This window comes from Mycobacterium gordonae, from assembly GCF_017086405.1.
Taxonomy (GTDB): domain Bacteria; phylum Actinomycetota; class Actinomycetes; order Mycobacteriales; family Mycobacteriaceae; genus Mycobacterium; species Mycobacterium gordonae_D.
Window position 1 is genome coordinate 981,868 of the sequence record NZ_CP070973.1, and the last position, 22,020, is coordinate 1,003,887.

20 protein-coding genes and 2 pseudogenes are annotated in these 22,020 nt (G+C 68.8%); 6 read left to right on the forward strand and 16 right to left on the reverse strand.

The window, feature by feature from the left end; translation table 11 throughout:
• Nucleotides 1–5: 5 nt before the first annotated feature.
• Both JX552_RS04155 and JX552_RS04160 read right to left on the reverse strand, forming a co-directional pair.
• Nucleotides 6–581, reverse strand: a pseudogene (locus JX552_RS04155) (GNAT family N-acetyltransferase, cg3035/Rv0428c family); the annotation flags it as partial.
• On the reverse strand, nucleotides 581–1,177 hold the full coding sequence (locus JX552_RS04160; protein WP_205876225.1) for a peptide deformylase: 597 nt from the start codon (nucleotides 1,175–1,177) through the stop codon (nucleotides 581–583). The pseudogene JX552_RS04155 and the gene JX552_RS04160, both read right to left, overlap by 1 nt.
• Nucleotides 1,178–1,453: 276 nt before the next feature.
• Here JX552_RS04160 and napA point away from each other — a divergent pair, with 276 nt between their 5' ends.
• The 4 genes from napA to JX552_RS04180 all read left to right on the forward strand — a co-directional run bounded on the left by napA (nucleotide 1,454) and on the right by JX552_RS04180 (nucleotide 4,223).
• Nucleotides 1,454–1,762, forward strand: coding sequence for a nucleoid-associated protein NapA (gene napA / locus JX552_RS04165; RefSeq protein WP_205876226.1), 309 nt, complete (start codon nucleotides 1,454–1,456; stop codon nucleotides 1,760–1,762).
• A gap of 25 nt (nucleotides 1,763–1,787) precedes the next feature.
• Nucleotides 1,788–2,261, forward strand: coding sequence for a LytR C-terminal domain-containing protein (locus JX552_RS04170; RefSeq protein WP_205876227.1), 474 nt, complete (start codon nucleotides 1,788–1,790; stop codon nucleotides 2,259–2,261).
• A gap of 95 nt (nucleotides 2,262–2,356) precedes the next feature.
• Nucleotides 2,357–3,067, forward strand: coding sequence for a superoxide dismutase[Cu-Zn] (gene sodC / locus JX552_RS04175; RefSeq protein ID WP_205876228.1), 711 nt, complete (start codon nucleotides 2,357–2,359; stop codon nucleotides 3,065–3,067).
• Between the two features lie 25 nt (nucleotides 3,068–3,092).
• Entirely contained in the window at nucleotides 3,093–4,223 is a 1,131-nt protein-coding gene (locus JX552_RS04180) for a glutamate--cysteine ligase (protein ID WP_205878214.1), read from the forward strand.
• Here JX552_RS04180 and JX552_RS04185 read toward each other — a convergent pair.
• Nucleotides 4,220–4,609 carry a hypothetical protein gene (locus JX552_RS04185; RefSeq protein ID WP_205876229.1) on the reverse strand — a complete coding sequence of 130 codons (390 nt, stop codon included), beginning with the start codon at nucleotides 4,607–4,609 and terminating at the stop codon, nucleotides 4,220–4,222. The two genes, JX552_RS04180 and JX552_RS04185, sit on opposite strands and share 4 nt — an antisense overlap.
• A gap of 21 nt (nucleotides 4,610–4,630) precedes the next feature.
• On the opposite strand from JX552_RS04185, the gene JX552_RS04190 reads away from it, so the two are divergent.
• On the forward strand, nucleotides 4,631–5,248 hold the full coding sequence (locus JX552_RS04190; protein ID WP_205876230.1) for a TetR/AcrR family transcriptional regulator: 618 nt from the start codon (nucleotides 4,631–4,633) through the stop codon (nucleotides 5,246–5,248).
• Entirely contained in the window at nucleotides 5,235–5,876 is a 642-nt protein-coding gene (locus JX552_RS04195; RefSeq protein ID WP_205876231.1) for an LON peptidase substrate-binding domain-containing protein, read from the forward strand. The genes JX552_RS04190 and JX552_RS04195 overlap by 14 nt, the downstream gene beginning before the upstream one ends.
• Here the strand turns inward: JX552_RS04195 and JX552_RS04200 are convergent.
• From JX552_RS04200 to JX552_RS04260, 13 genes and pseudogenes are all read right to left on the reverse strand, one after another.
• On the reverse strand, nucleotides 5,861–7,009 hold the full coding sequence (locus JX552_RS04200; RefSeq protein ID WP_205878216.1) for an MFS transporter: 1,149 nt from the start codon (nucleotides 7,007–7,009) through the stop codon (nucleotides 5,861–5,863). The two genes, JX552_RS04195 and JX552_RS04200, sit on opposite strands and share 16 nt — an antisense overlap.
• A gap of 44 nt (nucleotides 7,010–7,053) precedes the next feature.
• A complete protein-coding gene (locus JX552_RS04205) occupies nucleotides 7,054–7,515 on the reverse strand; it encodes a hypothetical protein (RefSeq protein WP_205876232.1) in 462 nt (153 codons plus the stop codon).
• Between the two features lie 154 nt (nucleotides 7,516–7,669).
• Nucleotides 7,670–8,017 (reverse strand): monovalent cation/H(+) antiporter subunit G, encoded by a 348-nt coding sequence (locus JX552_RS04210; protein WP_205876233.1) that lies wholly within the window; start codon nucleotides 8,015–8,017, stop codon nucleotides 7,670–7,672.
• Nucleotides 8,014–8,304 carry a monovalent cation/H+ antiporter complex subunit F gene (locus tag JX552_RS04215; protein ID WP_205876234.1) on the reverse strand — a complete coding sequence of 97 codons (291 nt, stop codon included), beginning with the start codon at nucleotides 8,302–8,304 and terminating at the stop codon, nucleotides 8,014–8,016. The genes JX552_RS04210 and JX552_RS04215 overlap by 4 nt, the downstream gene beginning before the upstream one ends.
• Nucleotides 8,301–8,852, reverse strand: a complete 552-nt coding sequence (locus JX552_RS04220; RefSeq protein ID WP_205876235.1) for a Na+/H+ antiporter subunit E — start codon at nucleotides 8,850–8,852, stop codon at nucleotides 8,301–8,303. Before JX552_RS04220 ends, JX552_RS04215 begins: the two co-directional genes overlap by 4 nt.
• On the reverse strand, nucleotides 8,849–10,477 hold the full coding sequence (locus JX552_RS04225; RefSeq protein WP_241010879.1) for a Na+/H+ antiporter subunit D: 1,629 nt from the start codon (nucleotides 10,475–10,477) through the stop codon (nucleotides 8,849–8,851). The genes JX552_RS04220 and JX552_RS04225 overlap by 4 nt, the downstream gene beginning before the upstream one ends.
• Nucleotides 10,467–10,940, reverse strand: coding sequence for a Na(+)/H(+) antiporter subunit C (locus JX552_RS04230; RefSeq protein ID WP_205876237.1), 474 nt, complete (start codon nucleotides 10,938–10,940; stop codon nucleotides 10,467–10,469). Before JX552_RS04230 ends, JX552_RS04225 begins: the two co-directional genes overlap by 11 nt.
• Nucleotides 10,937–13,846 (reverse strand): Na+/H+ antiporter subunit A, encoded by a 2,910-nt coding sequence (locus tag JX552_RS04235; protein WP_205876238.1) that lies wholly within the window; start codon nucleotides 13,844–13,846, stop codon nucleotides 10,937–10,939. Before JX552_RS04235 ends, JX552_RS04230 begins: the two co-directional genes overlap by 4 nt.
• A 120-nt stretch (nucleotides 13,847–13,966) precedes the next feature.
• Complete coding sequence (locus JX552_RS33635) at nucleotides 13,967–15,529, reverse strand: alkaline phosphatase family protein (RefSeq protein ID WP_346779307.1); 1,563 nt, start codon at nucleotides 15,527–15,529, stop codon at nucleotides 13,967–13,969.
• 3 nt (nucleotides 15,530–15,532) lie between these two features.
• A pseudogene (locus JX552_RS04245) lies at nucleotides 15,533–18,120 on the reverse strand (PE family protein); the annotation flags it as partial.
• A gap of 73 nt (nucleotides 18,121–18,193) precedes the next feature.
• A complete protein-coding gene (locus JX552_RS04250) occupies nucleotides 18,194–20,350 on the reverse strand; it encodes an AAA family ATPase (protein ID WP_205876239.1) in 2,157 nt (718 codons plus the stop codon).
• Between the two features lies 1 nt (nucleotide 20,351).
• Nucleotides 20,352–21,206, reverse strand: a complete 855-nt coding sequence (gene pssA / locus JX552_RS04255; RefSeq protein ID WP_205876240.1) for a CDP-diacylglycerol--serine O-phosphatidyltransferase — start codon at nucleotides 21,204–21,206, stop codon at nucleotides 20,352–20,354.
• Nucleotides 21,203–21,910: a phosphatidylserine decarboxylase gene (locus tag JX552_RS04260; RefSeq protein ID WP_205876241.1), complete on the reverse strand. Its 708-nt coding sequence runs from the start codon at nucleotides 21,908–21,910 to the stop codon at nucleotides 21,203–21,205. The genes pssA and JX552_RS04260 overlap by 4 nt, the downstream gene beginning before the upstream one ends.
• Nucleotides 21,911–22,020 lie beyond the last annotated feature (110 nt).

A 22,020-nucleotide genomic window follows, 5' to 3' on the forward strand; every position in this document is an offset into this window, starting at 1 on the left:
TAACGGCGGCGGTGGTGCAGCCGGAAGCCCAGTTCCTCCGCCGCGGCCGTCGAGTCGGTGTCAGGGACACACACGTACGCCGGGGTCGCTGCCGCTGTCCCGCGCACCAGCATCTGTTCGACCCGTTCGCATTCCAGGCCGGCCGGCGGCGACAGCAGGCGGTCCGGGAGGGCCAACCGCGGTTGTAGTCCGCGCTCGGTGTACCAGTCGAAAATCGCCGGGATGGTACTGGCTTGTGCCGAAATATCTAGCGGGACAGCGGAATTAGACGCCAAAGTGGGGCCGTGGGCGCGCAGCAGCCAGCCGCAAAGCCAGAGTTGCTCGGCGCCGGGTGCGTCGGCCGCGGCGGCACGCTCGAGCCTGCGGATGTCTGCGGTGCGCACCGGCGCGTGGGTCAGGACACGCACTGCCGTCACGTCCTGGGGAGCCACCTCGACCACCACGCCGGATCTCGTCTGCACCCGGACTGCCGGGTCGATGGCCAGCAGGTGGCCCACCGCGTCCGTCAGTGGCGGGACGGACCCGGGCGGTCGGCGGTAGCGCAGCGTCACCCGCGTGCCGAGGGCCGGCCACGAGACCATCAGTGGCCGAACGGGTCGGGACCCTCACCCGGCAGCCAGGACAGGCCGGGAACGCCCCACCCGTGCGACTTGATGGCCCGCTTCGCGGCCCGGGCATGCCGGCCGATCAGGCAGTCGACGTAGAGAAATCCGTCCAGGTGCCCGGTCTCGTGTTGCAGCATGCGGGCGAACAGGCCGGTGCCTTCGATGGAGACCGGCTTTCCGTCGCCGTCCAGGCCGGTGACCCGGGCCCAGTCGGCGCGTCCGGTGGGGAAGGATTCACCCGGAACCGACAGGCATCCCTCGTCGTCGTCGTGGCCGGCCGACGGCATGGTCTCGGGAATCTCGGAGGTCTCCAGCACCGGGTTGACGACGACCCCGCGGCGGCGGTTGGTCAGCCCGCGGTCGTCGGAACAGTCGTAAACGAAGACCCGCAGCCCGTACCCGATCTGGTTGGCGGCCAGACCCACGCCGTGGGCGGCGTCCATGGTGTCGTACATGGTCTTGATCAACTCGGGCAGATCGGCCGGGAGCGATCCGTCGGAGCCGACCGGTATCGGCGTCGTCGGGGTGTGCAAGACGGGATCGCCCACGATGCGGATGGGTACGACGGCCATGGTCGGCTAGCTTAAGGCGTGTCCCCGGGTCGGCCCGGAACGGGCCGCGCGCCAAGTGTGACCAATCCGACGGAGGCTGGGCCACCAAGGGCCTCTGCCAGGCATCCTGCCGCCCGCTGAGGCGGCGTGTTCCAAAGCAACTCGGCCGACTCGCGGGTCTGGTTTCCGGCCCGGCAGATGCCGGCGTGTTTCAATAATCGCCGGAGAATGCCCCCGATGTAGGTCAGGTCATTCGAGTCAATCGAGTTTTCGCCGGAAGGGTCCAGGGGAAGCGATATGGACAGCGCCATGGCGCGGGCAAATCGATCGGGGGACGACGCCGAGGTCGCCGATGGGCTGACCCGGCGCGAACACGACATCCTGGCCTTCGAACGGCAGTGGTGGAAGTTCGCCGGCGTGAAGGAAGACGCCATCAAGGAGCTGTTCTCGATGTCGGCGACGCGGTATTACCAAGTGCTCAACGCGCTCGTCGACCGGCCGGAGGCGTTGGCGGCCGACCCGATGCTGGTGAAGCGCCTGCGGCGGCTGCGTGCCAGCCGTCAGAAGGCCCGCGCCGCCCGTCGGCTCGGCTTCGAGGTGACCTGAGCGCCCCCCGGCTACAGTGGGCTCGATGAACGAGCGCGTGCCCGACTCTTCCGGGCTTCCCCTGCGTGCCATGGTGATGGTGCTGTTGTTTCTGGGCGTCATCTTCCTGTTGCTCGGCTGGCAGGCTCTGGACTCTTCCGGAAAGTCCGACGATGACGCGGCACCGGTCACCACGGTGTCGGCCCCCTCGACACCGGCCTCCTCGACCAGCGCCAAGCCCGCCGCCGCGAACGAGGTCGAGGTTCGGGTGTACAACATCTCCTCGAAGGAGGGCATCGCCAAGTCCACGGCCGATGAGCTCAAGGGGGCCGGTTTCAAGGTGACCGAGGTGACCAACCTGGCGGTTTCCGAGGTCTCGGCCACCACCGTGTACTACGGCGACGAGGGCGAGAAGGCTACCGCGGAGGCGGTGGGCAAGAAGCTCGGAGCGCCGGTGGAGAAGCGGATCTCGGCACTTTCCGACCAACCGCCCGGTGTCATCGTTCTGGTGATGGGTTGACGCTGAGTTCTCGCTGCCGCCAAGCTAGGTCCGAATTGCCTGACTCCTCAGCGGGTCGTTACGACCCGCATCGTCCTCACGCTAGGCTCTCCGCTATGCCTAAGCCTGCAGCCACTGCTTTGTCAGCCCTTTCGGCCGCCGCTTGCGTCGCACTGGTGGGCGCCTGCTCGTCGCCCCAGCACGCCACGACCACTCCGGGCACCACCCCGTCGGTATGGACGGGATCCCCGGCGCCTGCCACCTCCGGGCATCAGGAGGCGAACCCGAGTCCTCAGGCAGGCGCGTCGGCGCAGATGTTGATGACCGTCCTCAAGGGCCCGGACGGCGTGCAGGTGGCGACGGCGAAGTTCGAGTTCGCCAATGGCTACGCCACCGTGACGGTTGCGACGAGCGGCACCGGGGTGCTCTCGCCCGGGTTCCACGGCATGCACCTGCACAAGGTGGGCAAGTGTGAACCCAACTCCGTCGCCCCGAACGGTGGCGCGCCCGGCGACTTCCTGTCCGCCGGTGGGCATCTCCAGCTGCCTGGTGGCCCTGCCGGCCACTCCAGCGGTGACCTGCCGCCGTTGCAGGTGCGCAAGGACGGCTCCGGGACGCTGGTGACGACGACGGATGCCTTCACCATGGACGACCTGACCTCCGGCGCCAAGACCGCGATCATCATCCACGCCGGCGCGGACAACTTCGCCAACATTCCAGCGGACCGTTACAAGCAGAACGACGGGACACCGGGACCCGACGAGACGACGATGACAACCGGTGACGCCGGCAAGCGGGTGGCGTGCGGTGTCATTGGATCCGGGTAAGGGTTCGGCTAACGGTCCGGGGGTCGTGCCGTCCAGCAGGACGCGGAGTCACATCGACTTCGCCCGCTCGCCGCGGCCGACGGTCGGGGTGGAGTGGGAGTTCGCGCTCGTCGACGCGCAGACCCGGGACCTGAGCAACGAGGCCACCGCGGTGATCGCCGAGATCGGCGAAAACCCGCGGGTGCACAAGGAATTGCTACGCAACACGGTCGAAGTGGTCAGTGGCATCTGCGAGAACGCAGCCGAGGCGATAGCCGACCTGCGTGACACCCTCGGCCCTGCCCGTCGCATCGTGCGTGACCGCGGCATGGAGTTGTTCTGCGCCGGCACCCACCCGTTCGCGCAGTGGTCCAACCAGAAGCTCACCGACGCGCCGCGGTACGCCGAGCTGATCAAACGCACGCAGTGGTGGGGCCGGCAGATGCTGATCTGGGGTGTGCATGTGCATGTCGGGATCTCGTCGGCCAACAAGGTCATGCCCATCATGTCGTCACTGCTCAACCATTACCCGCACCTGCTGGCATTGTCGGCGTCCTCGCCGTGGTGGGGCGGCGAGGACACCGGGTATGCGAGCAACCGGTCGATGATGTTCCAGCAGTTGCCCACCGCCGGGTTGCCGTTCCAATTCCAGAAATGGTCGGAGTTCGAAGGCTTCGTCTACGACCAGAAGAAGACCGGCATCATCGACCACGTCGACGAAGTCCGTTGGGACATCAGGCCTTCCCCGCATCTGGGCACGCTCGAGGTGCGAATCTGCGACGGCGTGTCCAACCTGCGGGAGCTGGGCGCGCTGGTCGCGTTGACCCACTGTCTGATCGTCGACCTGGACCGTCGCCTGGAGGCCGACCAGCCGCTGCCGACGATGCCGCCCTGGCATGTGCAGGAGAACAAGTGGCGGGCGGCCCGGTACGGATTGGACGCGGTAATCATCCTGGATGCCGACAGCAACGAGCGGCTGGTCACCGAGGACCTCGACGACGTGCTGAACCGGCTGGAGCCGATCGCCAAGTCGCTCAAGTGTTCTGACGAACTGGCGGCGGTGGCCGACATCCCGCGCCGCGGCGGGTCCTACCAACGGCAGCGGCGGGTGGCCGAGGAGCACGACGGCGACCTACGTTCGGTTGTCGACGCGCTCGTGGCCGAGCTGGATATCTAGGAGAGCGCTCCGGCCGCCGGCCGGACCGCGCCGGCGACACGCCTGAGCAGGTGGCGCACCACAATCCGGTGTCCTCCGGTACCGATGACCAGCGCGCGGTACACCTTTCCGCGCAGACCGGGGAACGTCGCGAACGTCAGCGCGCGCAACCGAATCCCATCAGGCGCGGGGTCCAGTTCATACACCAGGCGGTAGGCCGCGAACGGGTGGCGACCCTTGAGTGCGAGCCGGCGCGGGGGAGTGGCCTCCTCGAGGGCGAAGCCGAACGGAACCGTGCTGGGGTCAGCGGGGTCGCGAAAGGTCTTGGCCAGCAGCGCCGCCCAGGTTTGCGCGGCCGAGGCATGGACTGAGATAGCATGCTCATCGATATAGGGCAATCGTTTCATATAGAAGGACCATACTAGATCATGGCGCCGCCGCGGAAGCACGAAACCGACATCATCTTGGATGCGACCCGGGCACTGGTGCTCAGGGCAGGCCCGCGGGCGGCCAGCGTCGCGGCGATAGCCAGGGCCAGTGGCGCCCCGGCCGGCACGTTGTACCACCGTTTCGGCAACCGGGACGGTGTGGTGATCGCTGCCTGGCTGCGGGCGCTGGACCGTTTTCAGCAGCGTGCGCTTGCCGCTGCCGGCGACACCGCGTTGGAGCGGGCCACGGCCATGGCCGTGGCCGCCATCGGCTTCGCCCGAGAGCTACCCGACGACGCGCGGCTGTTGTTGACCATCCGGCCAAGCGACCTGGTCGACAGCCGCACGGACGCGGACTTCCGGGAGACGCTGAGCGCCATGAACGCTCCGCTGAGGCAACAGATTCGCGAGTTGGCGGACGGGCTCTACGGCAGCGACGAGCCACGCGCGCTGGACGCGGTGTACCGCGCCGTCTCCGATCTGCCCTACGCCGTCGTCAGGCGCCACGCTCACGACGACCCGTTGCCCGACTGGCTTGAGGCTGATGTCGCGGCCGCCGCCCGCGCGGTGCTGCATAGTTATGGGGAGAGAGGGGACGAGGCGAATGGAAGCGTTTGACGTAGCGATGTTCCCACTCGAATCTGCGTTGTTGCCGGAGGACGATCTGCCGCTGCGCATCTTCGAGCCCCGTTACACCGCACTCGTCCGGGATTGCCTGGACAGCCCCGATCCTCGCTTCGGCGTCGTGCTGATCTCCCGTGGCCGCGAGGTCGGTGGCGGTGAAGCGCGCTCGGAAGTCGGCACCCTCGCCACGATCACCGACTACTTAGACGCAGGCGGTGGCCGCTACGCGCTGCATTGCCGGATGGGTGAACGCATCAAGGTGGTGCGGTGGCTGCCGGACGATCCGTACCCGCGGGCCCTGGTGCGGGTGTGGCCCGACGAGCCGGGACCGCCGGTGACCACCGCCGAATTCCTCGACGTCGAGGACCGGGTGTGGGCGCTGTTCGAGCGGATCGCCGACGTGCAGCGCGTTGAACTGCCCAGTCGCGACGAGATCTTCGACTACGGGGACCGCGCCGCCGACGTACCAAAGCTGCTGTACGCATTGGCATCTCGCATTCCGATGGGGCCGGCCGACCGGTACGCGGTGTTGTCGGCCGCATCCGCCGCAGACCGGTTGGCGGCGTTGCTCGAGGCCGTCGACTCCGTCGAAGCAGTGGTGGAGTTTCAGCTGTCGGAGTGATCGGTCGGCCGTGGCTGCACGGGCACCAACGGCAGCGCGGCCAGCGGGAACAACCCGGATACCGCGAACGCCAACGGGTAGCCCGCGACCATGATCAGCTGGGCGAAGACGGGGGGCGCGACGGCCACCACCAGGCGCTCGAAGGTGTTCTGCTTGCCCAGCGCCCAGCCGCTCCAGTACGGCCCGGCGATCTCCGGGATTTTCGTGAACGGCAGCCCGTTGTCACCGGTGATGGCCGACGCGATGACCATGACAGGGATGGCGGCGCTCCAGTGCAGAAGGTTGGTGAACGCCAGCACCAGCATCACCGCGGTGGTGACCGCCGCGATGATGCGGACCGGCCGCATCCGTGAGCCGATGCGGTCCGCCCACCGCCCGGCCGCGATCCGGAACAGCGCGCCCAGGAGTTGCGAGCCACCGACCAGCACTCCGGCCCAAGCCGCCGACAGTCGGTATTCGGCGGTGAACCAGACCAGCATGAACGTCAGCACCACCGGTTGGGGCACCATCAGCAGCGCGGAAGCGAAATGGATGCGCCACAACGACGTTCCCCGGTAGAGGTCGACCAGTTCGTGCATGTCGACGTCGCTGCGTTCCTCCCGTGGCGGATCGTGGATGCCCAGTAAACTGACCGCCGCCGCGAGCGCGCACAGGCCGGCGGGGAACACCAGAGCGGTTGAGATGTTGTGGTTGGCCAGAGCGGGGATCGCCAAGGCGGCTACGGCTATTCCCAACGGTTGCGCGGTCTGCCGGATTCCCATGGCCAGCGCCCGTTGCGGCTCGGGAAACCATCCGGTGACCAGCCTGCCGCTGGCGGTGATGCAGCTCGCGGCGGCCATGCCGCCGAGCACTAGAAAGGCGCCGATCAGCAGCATCGAGTGCACCGTCGCGGCGGCGAAGCCCGCCGCCGCGGTCAGGCCCAGACCCACCGACAGCACGAACCGCTCGCCGCGGCGGTCCAGGACGTGACCCCAGCCGATCAGAGTCAGCATCATGCCGACACTCGGCATCGACGCCAGCAGAGCACCCTGGACCAGGGTGTTGCCCCGATCGGCCAGGGTGGGTATCAGGAACGCGACCCCGTTGATGAAGACGTTGGCCGACAGCGTCGCTCCCTGTGACACCATCAGCATCGACCAACGCCTGGCCGTGCTGACGTCGTGCGTCTGGGTTGTCGTCACGGCTTGTCGCCTTCGTTGATATGCAGGTGAACGTGGTGAGCGGCGCAGGCAACAGCGCTGGCCATGAACATCACCGCCGCCAGCATCAACCACCGGCCCAGGAACGGTGTCTGGCTGAGCCCGGTGTCCTCGAAATATGTCGCCGAGCCCTGCTTGATGATGCCCGGCAGGAAGATGAGGAACAGCAGGCCGGACCCGAGCGCGGGAACCCGCAGGTAGTTGCGCAACCACGGAGCGCGCCGACATACGGTGCCGGCACCCAGGATTCGATCGGCAAGGGCGTACAGCGGGAACAACACCAGGTCGTGGAAGATGATTGCCGCGGCGAACCACGCCGCCATCGATTTCCACCAGGGGCCTTCTGGTCTCCAGACCAGTCCACGCACCGACGTCAGCCAGGGGCCACGCAGCGGACTACGCCAGCGGTGTAACCGGTTGACGCCGGGCGCCTCGGGCATCGGCCAGCGATACCCGATGCGGGTCAGCTTAAACGGGTTAGAACAGTGTGACCGTCGGCGTCACGTCCGGGAGTCGGCTGGCGGCGTTGCTCGAGGCCGTCACTCGGTTGCCGCGGTGGTGAAGTTTCAGCGCTCGGAGTGACGGGCTGGTCAATCAGCCGTCTTCTCGCTCATCGGGAACATCTGACTTCAGCTGGTCAGTCGTCAGCAGGTCCCGCAGGTCCTGCTCGTGGTATGCCAAGCGCCCAACGCGATGCGCGATGACGGGTGCGGTGATGATCGTGAACGATCCGGTCAAGATGAGCACACCGACGTCGGAATCATGGCGTAGCCGGACAGTTGCACCCGTCAGGACCAAGATCAGGCCGATCACTTGAGGTTTGGTCGCGGAGTGCATCCGCGACAAGGTGTCTTTGAACCGGACGACCCCGATGGCCGCGGTCAGCGCCAGTGCTGAACCGGACAATTGCAATGCGGCCGAGGCGGTGTCGAGGATATTCATCGGCGTCTCCGCCGGTTCCGCTGGACCTCGCGCACCCTGAAGCGAGCCACGCTCACCGACCCGATGAAACTGATCAGCGCAAGGGCAGCGAGGCTGAAGGCCACCGTGATGTCCAGGCTCACCGCCGCCCAGATCGCGATAGCGCACATCGTGACCGCGATCAGGGTATCCAGCGCGACCAGGCGGTCCAACGTGCTGGGGCCCGCCAGGAGGCGGACGGTAGTGAGTACGGCTGCGATCCCCAGCATCACCGCGGCGACCAATGAGGTTGCCGAGACCATGGTCATGGATTCCCCTCGATTCGCCGCGGTCGCCAATCGGCATCGCGTTCGAAGGCGGCGAGCAGTAGCCGTTCCAACTCGGTGACCTGGTGCCGGAACGTCTCCATAGCGCGCGCAGATCCGGCATTGATCACGTGGCAGAAGAGCACTCGGCGCGTTTGGTCGATCTCCAGCACCAACGACCCGGGCATCATCGACAGGATGTTGGAGGCGAACACCAGCACCAGATCGGACTTCACTGCGAGCTGCACGCGAAGCACAGCCGAAAGCGGCAACGAGCCCGGTCTGATCGCCAACCAGGAGACCTGAACGCTGGAGACCAGCAGAAACCACGCGACGCGCGTGATGAGTCGAAGCAGCGAGACCACGTGCACCCGGCCCTGGATCGGAACTTTCGGTAATGGCAGCACGGTGACGATGACCGTGGCCACCATCAACCCGACGAGCGCGGTGCCCGGCGAATAATCCCCCCACAGCAACGTCCAGACCGCCGCCAGTGTGACCAGTACCGTCACCCGGCGCACGACCGTCCGCGTCGGGTTGGCCGCGCTCATTGGCCACCTGCCTCGTCATGGTGTGCGTCGGCCCCGGACAGAACCGCGGTGATGTAGCGGCTCCGGTCGAGGACTTCCGTGGCTGCCCGTTGGCTGTAGTCGACGATAGGTCCGGCCGCAACGGTCAGCGTCAATCCCACCGCAACCAGGGCGAGGGTGGGGCCGACCATACCGACAGGCATCTTGCCCACGTCGTCGCGCTGGCTGAGGGCCACGTCGTCCGCGTCACCCAGCAACGCCGCCGGGCTGGCGCTCACCAAATCAGCACCGGGCGCCTCGGCGCGGGGTCGCCAGAATGCCTTGGTCCACACTCGGGCCACTACCAGCAAAGTCAGCAAACTGGTGAGCACGCCCCCGGCGACCAGGGTCCAGGCCAGCACCGAACCGTTCAACACGCCGGCCTGCAGCAGCGCCACTTTGCCGATGAAACCCGAGAACGGCGGAATGCCACCAAGATTCAATGCGGGCACGAGGAACGCGAACGCCAGCAGCGGGGTGGCGGTCAGACCGCCGAGGCGACCCAGCGCCGACGTGCCGGCCTGCCGTTCGATGAGCCCCAACACCAGGAAGAGTGTGGTTTGCACGATGATGTGGTGCGCGACGTAATAGATGGCACCGGACATGCCAGGCTGGTTGCTCAGCGCGACCCCGAACATCATGAAGCCGATGTGGCTAACCAGCGTGAATGACAGCAGACGTTTGATGTCACTCTGGGCGATGGCGCCGAAGATGCCGACGAGCATGGTCAGCAGCGCCGCCACCAGCAGCACATGGTCCAATCCAGAGCCAGGGAGTAGCAGTGCGTGTGCCCGGATGATCGAGTAGATACCGATTTTGGTCAGGATTCCGGCGAATACCGCGGTGACGGGGGCAGGCGCGGTGGGGTAGGAGTCGGGCAACCAGGCCGAAAGCGGAAAGACCGCGGCCTTGATTCCGAATGCGACGAGCAGCACCGCGAACACCGCGCTGCGCGTACCGGAGCTGATTCCGTCGAACCGCACGGCCAGTTCAGCCATGTTGAGGGTTCCGGTGGCAGCGTAGACGAGTGCGATGCCGGACAAGAAGATCAGTGACGACAGCATCGAGACCATGACGTAGCCGATGCCGGCACGCACCCGGTCAGCGGTGGCCCCGATGGTCAAGAGCACAAAACTGGCGTTCAGCAGCACCTCGAATCCGACGAAGAGGTTGAACAAGTCGCCGGCCAGAAACGCCATGCAGACGCCCGCGGCCAGCGTCAGATAGGTGGGGAGGAAAATCGAGATCGGGTGGTGCTCGTCGCCGTCGCGGATGCCCTGGCCGATCGCGTAGACGACAACGGTCACCAACACGATCGAGGACACCACCAGCATCAGCGCGGATAGTCGATCGACCACCAGCATGATGCCCAATGGTCCCAGCCCGGCGCCGGTCGGGCCCCAGCCGCCGACGGCGAGGGCCAGTGTTCCGTTTTTGTCGACGAGGTAGAGCAGGGCCGCGCAGACTGCGACCAGCGCTGCAAGGACGGTCAGCGCAATCCCGCGCTGTATCCGCGGCCGTCGTCCCGCGATCAACGTGGCCGCTGCGCCGAGGGTGGGGAGCAGGACGGGCAGCGGAGTCAGGGTGGAGCCGAGGTCAAGGCCCACTGCGGCCCTCCGGGGGTATCGCGTCGAGCTCATGTGGGTCGTCGCTGCCGGAGATTGGCACCGGTGCATCCTCATCCTCGTCCACGGCACCGGCTTCGGACCCTGATAACCGCGAGACGCGGACGTCCTCTAAGTCGTCACCCACCCGTTCCGCGGTGGTCAGGCGATATGACCGGTAGGCCAGCGCCAGCACGAATGCCGCGGCACCCATCGTGATGACGATCGCCGTCAACACCATGGCCTGCGCTAACGGATCGGCGGTCGCCGGCTTGGTAGCGCCGCCGTGGTCGCGCACCGGCGGATTGCCTGGTGGCCCGCCGGCATTGACGATCAGCAGGTTCACCGCGTTGCTGATCAGCAGCAGGCCCAACAACATCCGGGTCAGGCTGCGCTCTAGCAGCAGGTATACGCCGGCGCCCAGGAGGCCGGCGACCGCAAGCATAGAAACGACGTACGTGGTCACGGCGCACGCACCTGCGCTTCGGGCACCGATTCGGCAAGCTCTTCGTCGACCCGTGCGCCCAGGCTGCGCAGCACGTCGAGCACCACGCCGACCACGATGAGATATACGCCCAAGTCGAAGAACAGCGCTGTCACCAACTTGACGTGTCCTACCAAGGGCAGATCGAACTGCACTACCGCCGACGACAGCGCCGGTGCCCCCAGCGCGAGCGAGGCCACCGCGGTTCCGGCGGATAGAGCGAGGCCGGCCCCCAGAATCTTGCCGGCATCCAGTGGCAGCGTTTCGCCGAGTTCGTAGCGACCTCCGGCGAGGTAGCGCAACGTCAGGGCCAATCCCGCGGCCAGCCCCCCGGCGAAGCCACCCCCGGGGGCATTGTGGCCGGTGAAAAAGAAGAACACGGACATGAGCATGAGGAGCGGGAAAATGATGCGCGTCGTGACTTCGAGTACCAGAGATCGGGAGCCGGGGTCGCGAAACTCACTGCCGCGCAGCCAGGTGGTGTCGCTGACGGCAGGGGTATACGGCGTGGCGGGCCGTGTGGGCGTGGGCGGCGGCCCAGTGGCGGCAGTTCGCGGAGGGGGGACCCGCGGAGCCGAGCCGTAACGACGGTGCCGAAACACCAGGGAGGCGACCCCTGTCGCGGCCACCAGCAACACCGACACTTCACCGAGGGTGTCCCAGGCCCTGATATCGACCAAAATCACGTTCACGGTGTTGCCGCCGTTCCCCCGGAAGTAGGCGGCATCGGGCAGCAAGGAGCCGATCGGCGCGGCGGTGCGCGCTGCCATCGCGAACGCCGCGAGCACGGTCACGCTGACGCCCACCGCCAGTGCCAGCAGTGCACGAGGCAACCGAAACCGCCGCACGTCCGCAGCATCGACCTCGGCCGGCAGCGTCCGTAGCACCAGCACGAATATCACCAGTGTCACCGTTTCCACCAGGAACTGCGTCAGCGCCAGGTCGGGCGCGCCGTGAAAGGCGAACAGGACGCCACTGCCGTACCCGGTGACCCCGACCATGAGCACGGCGGCAAGCCGATTGCAGGTCATGGTGGCGCCGAGCGCGCCGGCCAAGATCACCCCGACGACCACCGCCTGAATGGGCGAATCCCAGAGCCGAAGCTCCGGGCGGGTGTGGGCGCCCAGCCACAGCGCGCCCGCCGGCAGCAGCACCAGGGTGGACAGGATCACCGCTTGGGTCGCCGGGATGGAGCCACGCTGGGTCAGCGCGGTCACCCGCACCGCCGCGACATCCAGCCCGCGGATCACCGCGTCGTAGGCCCGGTCGGCCGATGCGTCGTGACCGGAAAGCTCGCGCAGCACGGCGCGCCGCAACCAGGCCCGTCCGAGGAATGCCGCGGTGCCGACGAGCAGCACCAGCGCCGAGAGCGTTTGGGCCAAACCCGGATGCCACAGCTCCAGGTGGTAATCGTGGCGGTCCGACGCGATCGTGTCCGCGTAGCCTTCCAGGAGGTGGCTCAGGTGGACAGGCGCCAAACCGACGCCGAGGCCCGCCGCTGCCAACACCGCCGGGGCCGCCTGGAACGTCGGTGTGGGCGGATGCAGTTCGGCGACTCGAGTGCTGGGCGCCGACCGGCCCTTCCCGGCGAAAGCGCCCCACAGAAATCGCAGGCTGTAGGCGACCGAGAAGATCGATCCGATCACCACACCGGCCAACACCCACGGCGCGGTCTTTCCGAGCGATTCGCTGTCGGCCAGCGTGGCGAACGCGGCTTCCTTCGCGACAAATCCGAGAAACGGTGGCAGGGCCGCCATGCTTGCGGCGGCAGCGACGGCAATCGCCATCAGCGCCGGGCAGCGTCGCCCGAGCCCCACAAGCCGCCGGATGTCCCGGGTCCCGGTGGCATGGTCGATGATCCCGACCACCATGAAGAGCGCCGCTTTGAACATCGCGTGCGCGCAGAGCACGGTGAGCCCGGCCAGTACGAGATCCCGGCCTCCGGCGCCGAGGAGCACGGTGATCAGGCCCAGATAGCTGACCGTGCCGTAGGCCAGCAACAGTTTGAGGTCGTACTCGCGAAGAGCGCGCCACCCGGCCGTCAACATCGTCAGCAAACCCAGAATCACTGCGGTCGGTTGCCAGCCTGGAGAATCGGCGAAACCTGGCGCCAGGCGCGCGATCAGATACACACCGGCCTTGACCATCGCCGCGGCATGCAAGTAGGCGCTTACCGGTGTGGGCGCGGCCATCGCGCCCGGCAGCCAGAAGTGCAGTGGCACAATGGCCGACTTACTCAACGCGCCGACCAGGATGAGTAGCACGCTGACGGTGACCGCCACCCCCGTCGGCGGTGCCGCGACCACATCCGACAGCAGATAGCTGCCGGCGGCCTGGCCCAGCCCGATGATGCCGGCCAGCATTGCGAGCCCGCCGGCGGTGGTCACCAGCAGCGCCTGGGTGGCGGCGCGCCGGCTGGCGAAGCGTTCCGCGTAGTGGCCGATCAGCAGGAACGACAGTACGGTGGTCAGTTCCCAGAACACGTAGAGCACCAGCATGTTGTCGGCGACCACCAAGCCGAACATGGCGCCGGAGAACGCGACCAGTTGGGCGGCGAAGCTGGGCAGCCGGTTCTCTTGATGGCCGTCTTGGTGGCGGAAGTACTCGACGCAGTAGAACAACACCAGCGCACCGATCCCCAGCGCCAGCACACTCATGATCGCCGCCAGCGAATCCCATCGCAGTGCGATGTCCATCGACAGGCCGGGCACCCAATCGATGATTTGCGTGTGGTCGTCGGCGTGGCTGGCCGGCCAGTTCACGACGACCCACACCAGACAGATCAGGGGTACGGATGCCAGCGGGTAGAACGCGCGACGACCCCATCGGTACACGAGTACCGGCGCTATTGCGGCGGCCAGCGCGTGGGCAAGCAAGACGGCGAGCACGGCACTCCGATACGACGTATCGATATGGGCGGACTATGGCCCTGACACACGCGGACGATACCCGCGATGAGCGCGGGCAAACCTCGGGTGGCATGGCGCGTGGTGTATTTGCGCCGTCTGCTACGTCCAGAAATCGTTCATCGGAACGGCGTACCGGTCGTTGTTGGTCAGCGTGGCAAACGGAGTTCCTGCCACGGGGCTCAAGGCGTATTCGAGTGTGGACATCAGGCTGTAGTGGTTGTAGTGGGAGTTGGTGACGAAGGGGCCGGATTGCATGCCGCCGAGGGTCACGGCGGCCTCGTTCGGGATGACGACCGTCGAGATGAGGTTGCCCTGGTTGCCGATGCCCAGGGACAGGTTGTTGAAGTCCTCGTCGAACGTGATGATGAGCGCGCTCCTGACACCTGGCGTGTTCCATGTGGTCGAGCTTGTGATAGTGGTCACAGTTTGCTGGAGGAATTGGTCGCCGGCCGCGACGTTGTACTGATGCGTCGTGAGCTGACTGCCAAGCCAGCTGGCCATCTCAATGGGGGTTTCGACAGGACCCTCCATGTTGAAAGACCCGTTGGCGGCAATCCACGAGAATCTCGGCGTGGTGGCCGGGTTCGTCAAATCGGCGCTCAACTCCGTCAGCGGAAGCAGGTGCGTCTGCTGGTAGGCGGGAGTGTTGTTGAAGACGTAGCTCCAAAAAGCGAAGGGCAACGCGTCGACGGCGTACTCGCCGGAGGACGTGATGGCGCCCGGGAAGGGCATGCTTTGGGCGTAGCCGGCCCAGGATATGCCCGCGAGATCCATTTCCTCCATGAGGCTGGGTGCGTTGATGACGTTCGGGGGCGGGTTGGTGATGATGCCGAAGTCCGTTCCGCCCATGAGCCGGATGTAGTTGGGGTCGCTGGGGTGGCCCAGGGCGAAGTAGTTGTTGGCGTATCCGTAGCTGTTGATCAGGCTGTTGAAGTAGGGGGCGTTGACGCTGCCGAGGATGTCCGCAGCGCCTTTGTTCTCCATGTAGATCAGGAAGACGTGGTCCAGTTGGCCGACGTTGGAGGTGGGGACCAGCAGGGGCGCCGGGACGAGGCTGGGGTCGCCGACAGTGAACGACACGTTGTCGGCGAAGGCGTTGTTGTAGTTGTCCAGGAAGATGTTGCGGTCGGCGAAGGTCGCGGTCACCAGTGCCGAGGTGGTGCCCGCCGGGATCGTCCCGGAGACGTCTCGTAGCTGGAACCCGGTTACTCCCAGACGGTCCACCGGCGACACCGTGCCGATCGATCCGGTGCCCAGCGCGACCCCATTGGCATTGAGGAAGGTGACCTGCACCGAGGTCGAGGACGGGTCGAGGATGTAGCCGCCGAGCAGTCCGCTGAGGGTGTAGGGGGTGGTGCCGGTGTTGATCCTGGCGGCTGCGGCGGTGAGGTCGACGAGTTGGCTGATGGTGGAGGTGGCCACGGGGCCGCCGCCGGCGAAATTGTTGCCCCCGCCGTCGGGCGCGCTGTTCGGGTAACCGAGGAAACCGGGCAGGTCCGGCCAGTCCAGCGTCAGCAGCGGCGGGAAGGGGCGAGGGGCTCCGTTCGGGATGATCGTGGGCGTGCCCGACATTATCCAGCCCGGTATGGTCACCGCGCTGTAGCCCGTCGGGGACGGGGTGGCGATTTCGAAGCCGGGGTTGACGAGCAGGTTCGGGCTCATCGGCAATCCGGGGATACCGTTGCGGCCTAGCAGCCAGCCGCCGGTCCCTACGGTTCCGGGGCCACCCATTAGCGCGAGGGTCTGGGCGTGGCCGCCGTTGCCGCCGTTGCCGCCGTCGCCGATCAGCAGAGCGTTGCCGCCACGGCCGCCGTTGCCGCCGCGGAAGCCGGGGGAGGCGTCCGCGCCGGCCCCGCCGGGACCGCCGTTGCCGAGCAGCGACCCGCCACTCCCACCGTTGCCGCCAGCACCGCCGGTATTCGCTTCGGAGAATCCGCCGGCCCCGCCAGCGCCGCCAGAGCCCAGCAGGGTGGCGTTGCCGCCGAGGCCGCCCTGACCGCCCAGGCCGCCCGCGGCTCCGCCGACTCCGCCGGCGCCGCCGGCGCCCAGCGCGCCGGCGATACCACCGACCCCGCCCAGGCCCCCGCCGCCGGCTTGGCTGGATCCGCCGGCCCCGCCCGACCCGCCGGTGCCGGTCAGCTGACCGCCGGCACCGCCCGTCCCGCCGGGCCCACCCACGCCGGCGAAGCCGGCGCCGCCGTCACCGCCGACGCCACCGGCACCGAACAGCGAGCCGCCGATGGTGCCCGATCCGCCGCCGAGCACCGAGGCACTGATTCCGGCCGCTCCGCCGGCTCCACCGGCCCCGCCGGTGTCCCCGACTCCGCCCACCCCGCCGCCCCCACCGCCGCCGCCGACCAGCCCGCTCAGCGCCCCGCCGGCCCCGCCGGCCCCGCCGGCGCCGGCGCGCACACCCGCGACCAGCTGACCGGCCATGCCGCCGGCACCGCCGCCCCCGCCAGAGCCGAACAGTCCACCGGTTCCACCGGCCCCGCCGCCTCCGCCGCCGGCGTCGAGTCCGGCCGGCGCGCCGACTCCGCCGGCTCCGCCGGGACCACCGTTCCCGAAGAACAATCCGCCGTTGCCGCCCTGGCCGCCGGCCCGGCCCACACCGGACGCGCCGAACCCACCCGCGCCGCCGGCGCCGCCGCTGCCCAGCAGGGCGGCCGTCCCGCCGGGCCCGCCGGGAATGTTGTTGGCGCCGGATCCGCCGGCCCCGCCGTCGCCCAGCAGCCACCCGCCGGGCGCACCGGCGGCCCCGCTGCCCGCGGCGCCCGGGGCGCCGTTGCCGATCAGCGGACGCCCGGTCAGGGCCAGACTGGGCGCATTGATGACGTTCAACGCCGCCGCGGGCAGCAGCAACCCGTTGGCGCCGCTGGCGCCGTTGGCGCCGGCAGGCGTACCGAGACCGCCGATCCCGCCGGTGCCGCCCAGCCCGAGCAGCGTCCCGCGCCCGCCGGCCCCGCCGGCCCCACCGGCGGCCAGCGGGCGCCCTGGGCGCCGGCTCCGCCGGCGCCGCCGTTGCCGATCAACAACGGCCCGGCCCCGCCGGCGCCGCCGGCCCCGCCGGCCCCGGCCGAGGCGAACCCGCCTACTCCGCCGGTCCCGCCGAAACCGAACAGGCCCGCGGCCCCGCCCGCCCCGCCATGGCCGCCGTCGCCCCCGCCGAACGCGCTGCCTCCGGCCCCGCCCGCGCCGCCCGAGCCCAACCATCCGGCCTGCCCGCCGGCCCCCCCGGCTCCGGCGTCGCCGTTAAAGCTGGTACCCCCCGTTCCGCCGGCGCCGCCGTTGCCGAACAGCGGGCCGGCCGCGCCGCCGGCGCCGCCGGCCCCGCCGGCCCCAATGATGCCCAAGCCGCCGGTGCCGCCGGGCCCGCCGGCACCGGCGAGCAGGCCACCGGCCCCGCCTATCCCGCCCGCGCCTCCGACATCCCCGGCGCCGCCCACGCCGCCGACCCCGCCGCCCGCGCCGACCAGTCCGCCCAGCAGACCGCCGGTGCCGCCGGTCCCACCGCCGCCGCCGGTCCCGATCCCGGCCAACCCGCCGGTCCCCCCGGCCCCGCCCGCGCCGAACAACCCACCGGCTCCGCCGGCGCCACCGCCCCCGCCGGTCCCGTTGGCCACGAATCCGCCGGTCCCACCCGCCCCGCCGGTGCCCAGCAACAACCCGCCGGCCCCGCCTCGACCACCGACCCCGCCCCCGGCCCCCCCGGCCCCGCCGGCCCCGCCGGTGCCGATCAGCCCCGCGGCGCCGCCGGCCCCGCCGCCGCTACCGGCAGTGCCGGACCCACCGGCCCCGCCGTCGCCGATCAACCAGCCCCCGGCCCCGCCATTGGCCCCGGTCCCGGGCGCCCCGTTGGCGCCGTTGCCGATCAGCGGACGTCCGGTCAGCGCGAGAACGCGAACATTGACCGAGGCGAGCAGATCCTGCTTCAGGGTCTGCAGCTCCGGGGGCAGCAGCCCAAGCCCGTTCACCGCCTCAGCGGCCGCATAGCTGCCCGCCCCCGCACTCAACGCCTGGGCGAACTGCATCTCGAACACCGCCGCCCGGGCCTGCAGCGCCAGATACTCCTGCGCATAGCTGCCGAATTGCCGCGCGATTGCCGCCGACACCTCATCGGCGGCCGCCGCCGCTATCCCCGTCGTCGACGGCGCCCACGCCGCCGTCGCGGTTCTGATCGCCTCCCCGATCCCACTCAGGTCGGCCGCGGCCGTGGCCACGGATTCGGGTGCTGCGGTCAGGAACGTCGACATCTGCGGCTCCCGTCATTGGGGCGAATCGAACGGCTAACAATATTGCACGAAACCGGGAATGCGAAGCCCCGCGCTACGGCATGTTAGCGAATTGGCGCAAGGACTCGATCTGCAGCGGGTCCAGCGACGGCCGCACTTTTTCCCGAGCCGCGGCCAGGTCCGCCGCGGTGACGTCGGCGGCGTCGATGGAACGGCGCATCGCCGTCAGCGCGGCCTCACGCAGCAGGGCCACACAGTCCGCCGCGCTGTACCCGTCCAGGCCGGCGGCCACCGCGTCCAGGTCGACGTCGGAGCTCAGCGGAATGGATTTGCCCGCGGTGCGCAGGATTTCGCGACGTGCATCAGCGTCGGGCGGCTCGACGAACACCAGCCGTTCCAGCCGGCCGGGACGCAGCAGAGCCGGGTCGATCAGATCCGGTCGGTTGGTGGCGCCCAGCACGACGACGTCACGCAGCGGATCGATGCCGTCGAGTTCGGTCAGCAGCGCGGCCACCACGCGGTCGGTGACGCCCGAGTCGAAGCTCTGGCCGCGCCGTGGGGCCAGCGCGTCGACCTCGTCGAGGAATATCAGCGACGGAGCGGAATCCCTTGCCCGCCTGAACAACTCGCGTACCGCTTTTTCGGAGGACCCGACCCACTTGTCCATCAGTTCGGAGCCCTTGACGGCGTGCACGCTCAGCTGGCCGGTGCTGGCCAGCGCACGGACCACGAATGTCTTGCCGCAGCCCGGCGGACCGTACAGCAGCACTCCGCGTGGTGGGTCGACCCCCAGGCGGGAGAAGGTGTCCGGGTGTTGCAGCGGCCACAGCACCGCTTCGGTCAGGGCCTGCTTGGCCTCGACCATGTCCCCGACGTCGGCCAACGTAACGCTGCCGACGCTGACCTCTTCGCTGGCCGATCGGGACAGGGGCCTGATCACCGACAGTGCGCCGATCAGGTCGTCCTGGCTGAGCGTGGGTGGCTGGCCGTCGACGCTGGCCCGCGAGGCTGCCCGCAATGCGGCCTCGCGCATCAGGGCTGCCAGGTCGGCGACCACGAAACCCGGTGTGCGGGAGGCGATTGCGTCGAGATCGAGATCGGAAGTGGGCACCTTCTTCAGCAACGCCTCCAGCAGCGCCCGGCGCGTTCCGGCATCGGGTAGCGGCAGCCCCAGCTCGCGATCGCACAGCTCCGGTGAGCGTAGCCGGGCGTCGATCTGGTCGGGGCGCGCGGACGTGGCGATCAACGCGACGCCGTCGGTGGCCACGGCCCTGCGCAGTTCGGTGAGGATCAGCGCCGCCACCGGCTCCGGGGTTTCCGGGAGCAGGGCGTCGACATCGGTGATCAGCAGCACCCCGCCGCCGTCACCGACCTTCGTGACCGCCGTCGACACGGCCCGCAGCCGGTCTTCGGCGGCCAGCGCGCCGATCGCCGGACCGTCCAGCTCGACCAGCCTGCGGGCGGCGCACACCGCGCGCACCAGCGTCACCTTGCCGACGCCGGCCGGCCCGGACACCAGGACCCCGAGGTTGGTGCCCGCGCCCAGGCTCTTGAGCAGGTGCGGCTCGTCGAGGGCCAGCTTGAGCCACTCGGTGAGCTTGGCGGCCTGCGGTTGCGCTCCCTTGAGTTCCTCGACCTGCATCTCGGGGGTCGAGACGTCCACCGCCGGAACGACGTGGGATGAGTCGGGTACCGCGGTGCCCCAGCTGACCAGGGTGTTCGGCTGGACGCTGACCGGACCCTGCGGGTCTACCCCGGTGACGGTCAATAGTTCGGAAGTCCAGCTGATCCCTACCGAGGAGGCCAGCGCGCGGCTAGCGGTGGACGTCGAGGTTCCCGGTCCCAGGTCGCGTGGCAATAGGGACACCGCGTCGCCGACCGTCATCACCTTGCCCAGCAGGGCCTGGCGCAGCGTGGCCGAGGACAGCGACCGGGTGGCCAGCGTCGACCCGCTCAAGGTCACCGTGCGCGCCCCGTACACGGTGACCGCGCTGACGAGCACTTCAGTGCCCTCCCGCAGGCCGGCGTTCGACAGCGTGACGTCGTCGAGCAGGACGATCCCGATCGGGACGTCGCCGCCGGCCATGCCGGCGACCGCCGCGGTGGTACGAGACCCGGTGAGCGACACCGCGTCCCACTCCCGAATGCCCAGCGCGACGATGGTGCTCGGGTGCAGTCGCACCACACCGCGGCGCGAGTCGACAGCCGAAGTGTTCAGCCGGGCGGTGAGCGCGAGGTGGGGTCGGGTCACGTCACCGGCCCGGTTTGCGCAACCCGAGCCGCGCCATCGACCGTCGGTGCGGTTGGGCCCGTCGGGTCGCGCGCCGGGCGGCGCGTCGTTGTTTGTTGTCGTCTTCCCACGCCTCGGGGTGTTTGGCCAGCCACCGCTTGCTGCGCACCGCGAACGGGATGTGGCACACGTAGGAGATGATGATGACCCAGATCAGGATGAAGGGCTCCAGCACCGCCGCCGCGGCCGCGATCGCCAGCACCGCCAGCAGCGGCGCAGCCCAGTTCGGCGGAACCGCGAGGGTGTGGAACTTCTTCATCGGGATCGCGCTGACCATCAGCAGCGATGTCCCGGTGATCCAGAAGCCCAAAAACCAGATCGAGGTCCACCAGCCCTCGCCGAACTGCAGTTTGAGGCCGATTGTTCCGATCATCGACACCGCACCCGCCGGCGCCGGCATGCCGACGAAGTACTCCTTGGCGTAGGGCGGCAGCGTCCCGTCGTCCTGCTGGGCGTTGTATCTGGCAAGTCGCAGCACCACGCACACCGCATACAGCAACACCACCGCCCAGCCGACCGGCCACTTCGACAACAGAGTCACGTAGACCACCAGCGCCGGAGTCACCCCGAAGTTCACCGAGTCGGCCAGCGAGTCGATCTCGGCGCCCATCCGGGACTGCGCGTCGAGGATGCGGGCCACCCGCCCGTCCAGGGCGTCGAGGATGGCGGCCACCGCGATCAGGGCCATCGCCGGGATTGGCTTGTGGTCGAGCGCGAACTTGATCGAGGTGAGACCGGCGCAGATGGACAGCACGGTCATGGCGCTGGGCAGCAGGTGCAGCGCCTCGGTGCGGCGAACTCGCGGCTTGTTGATCATGAGAGCTCTGCCAGGACGGTCTCGCCGCCCAGAGTGCGCTGGTCGAGGCTGACGAGGGGCTGTGCGCCCGGCGGCAGGTAGGTGTCCAGGCGAGAGCCGAACCGGATCAGTCCGTAGGTCTCGCCGATGGTCAGCCGGTCGCCGACGTGGGCGTCGCACACGATGCGGCGTGCCACCAGTCCGGCGATCTGCACGACTATGACCTCGGGGCATTCATCTCCGAGGTCCATCCGGATCCGCACGCTGGTGCGTTCGTTGGCTTCGCTGGCCTCGGGCAGATCGGCGGACAGAAAGCTGCCCGGGCGATGTTGCACGGCGATCACCTCGCCGCTCACCGGAGCCCGCTGCACGTGTACGTCGAGGATCGACAGGAAGATGCTGATACGGGGCCTGGGTGTGTCACCCATGCTGAGTTCGGCGGGCGGGACGGCGGTGTCGATCACGCAGACGGTGCCGTCGGCGGGGGCGACGACGACCCCCGGCCGGGCGGGAGGCACCCGCTTCGGGTGTCGGAAAAAGCCCGCACAGGCCCCCGCGGCCAGCAGACCGGTCCGGCGCAACCACCGGTGGCGGTACCCGACGGCGGCCAGGGCCAGCCCCGCACCGATGAACGGCCGCCCACCCGGGTGGATCGGCGGAACGGTGTCCCGCACCAATTCGATGAGGTGCGCGGGACCTTCGGAAGAGCCAGGGCGTCGTGCCACGCGGGTCATCTTACGTATGCGCCTTCGGGTGGCGCGGTTCGTTAGGCCCCGCGGAGGGAAAGCAGACGACTAGCCTGCTTGCTCGAGGAGTTTGACATTCCAACCCCACC

What these genes read in the sequence shown, in the direction of transcription:
- JX552_RS33635 (WP_346779307.1), bottom strand. Translation starts at nt 15,529, where the DNA reads ATGAGCCCGAACCTGCTCGTCAACCCCGGCTTCGAAATCGCCACCCCG.
- JX552_RS04210 (WP_205876233.1), bottom strand. Translation starts at nt 8,017, where the DNA reads ATGAATATCCTCGACACCGCCTCGGCCGCATTGCAATTGTCCGGTTCA.
- JX552_RS04215 (WP_205876234.1), bottom strand. Translation starts at nt 8,304, where the DNA reads ATGACCATGGTCTCGGCAACCTCATTGGTCGCCGCGGTGATGCTGGGG.
- JX552_RS04185 (WP_205876229.1), bottom strand. Translation starts at nt 4,609, where the DNA reads ATGAAACGATTGCCCTATATCGATGAGCATGCTATCTCAGTCCATGCC.
- JX552_RS04160 (WP_205876225.1), bottom strand. Translation starts at nt 1,177, where the DNA reads ATGGCCGTCGTACCCATCCGCATCGTGGGCGATCCCGTCTTGCACACC.
- JX552_RS04200 (WP_205878216.1), bottom strand. Translation starts at nt 7,009, where the DNA reads ATGCTGATGGTGTCACAGGGAGCGACGCTGTCGGCCAACGTCTTCATC.
- sodC (WP_205876228.1), top strand. Translation starts at nt 2,357, where the DNA reads ATGCCTAAGCCTGCAGCCACTGCTTTGTCAGCCCTTTCGGCCGCCGCT.
- JX552_RS04220 (WP_205876235.1), bottom strand. Translation starts at nt 8,852, where the DNA reads ATGAGCGCGGCCAACCCGACGCGGACGGTCGTGCGCCGGGTGACGGTA.
- pssA (WP_205876240.1), bottom strand. Translation starts at nt 21,206, where the DNA reads ATGATCAACAAGCCGCGAGTTCGCCGCACCGAGGCGCTGCACCTGCTG.
- napA (WP_205876226.1), top strand. Translation starts at nt 1,454, where the DNA reads ATGGACAGCGCCATGGCGCGGGCAAATCGATCGGGGGACGACGCCGAG.
- JX552_RS04170 (WP_205876227.1), top strand. Translation starts at nt 1,788, where the DNA reads ATGAACGAGCGCGTGCCCGACTCTTCCGGGCTTCCCCTGCGTGCCATG.
- JX552_RS04190 (WP_205876230.1), top strand. Translation starts at nt 4,631, where the DNA reads ATGGCGCCGCCGCGGAAGCACGAAACCGACATCATCTTGGATGCGACC.
- JX552_RS04195 (WP_205876231.1), top strand. Translation starts at nt 5,235, where the DNA reads ATGGAAGCGTTTGACGTAGCGATGTTCCCACTCGAATCTGCGTTGTTG.
- JX552_RS04205 (WP_205876232.1), bottom strand. Translation starts at nt 7,515, where the DNA reads ATGCCCGAGGCGCCCGGCGTCAACCGGTTACACCGCTGGCGTAGTCCG.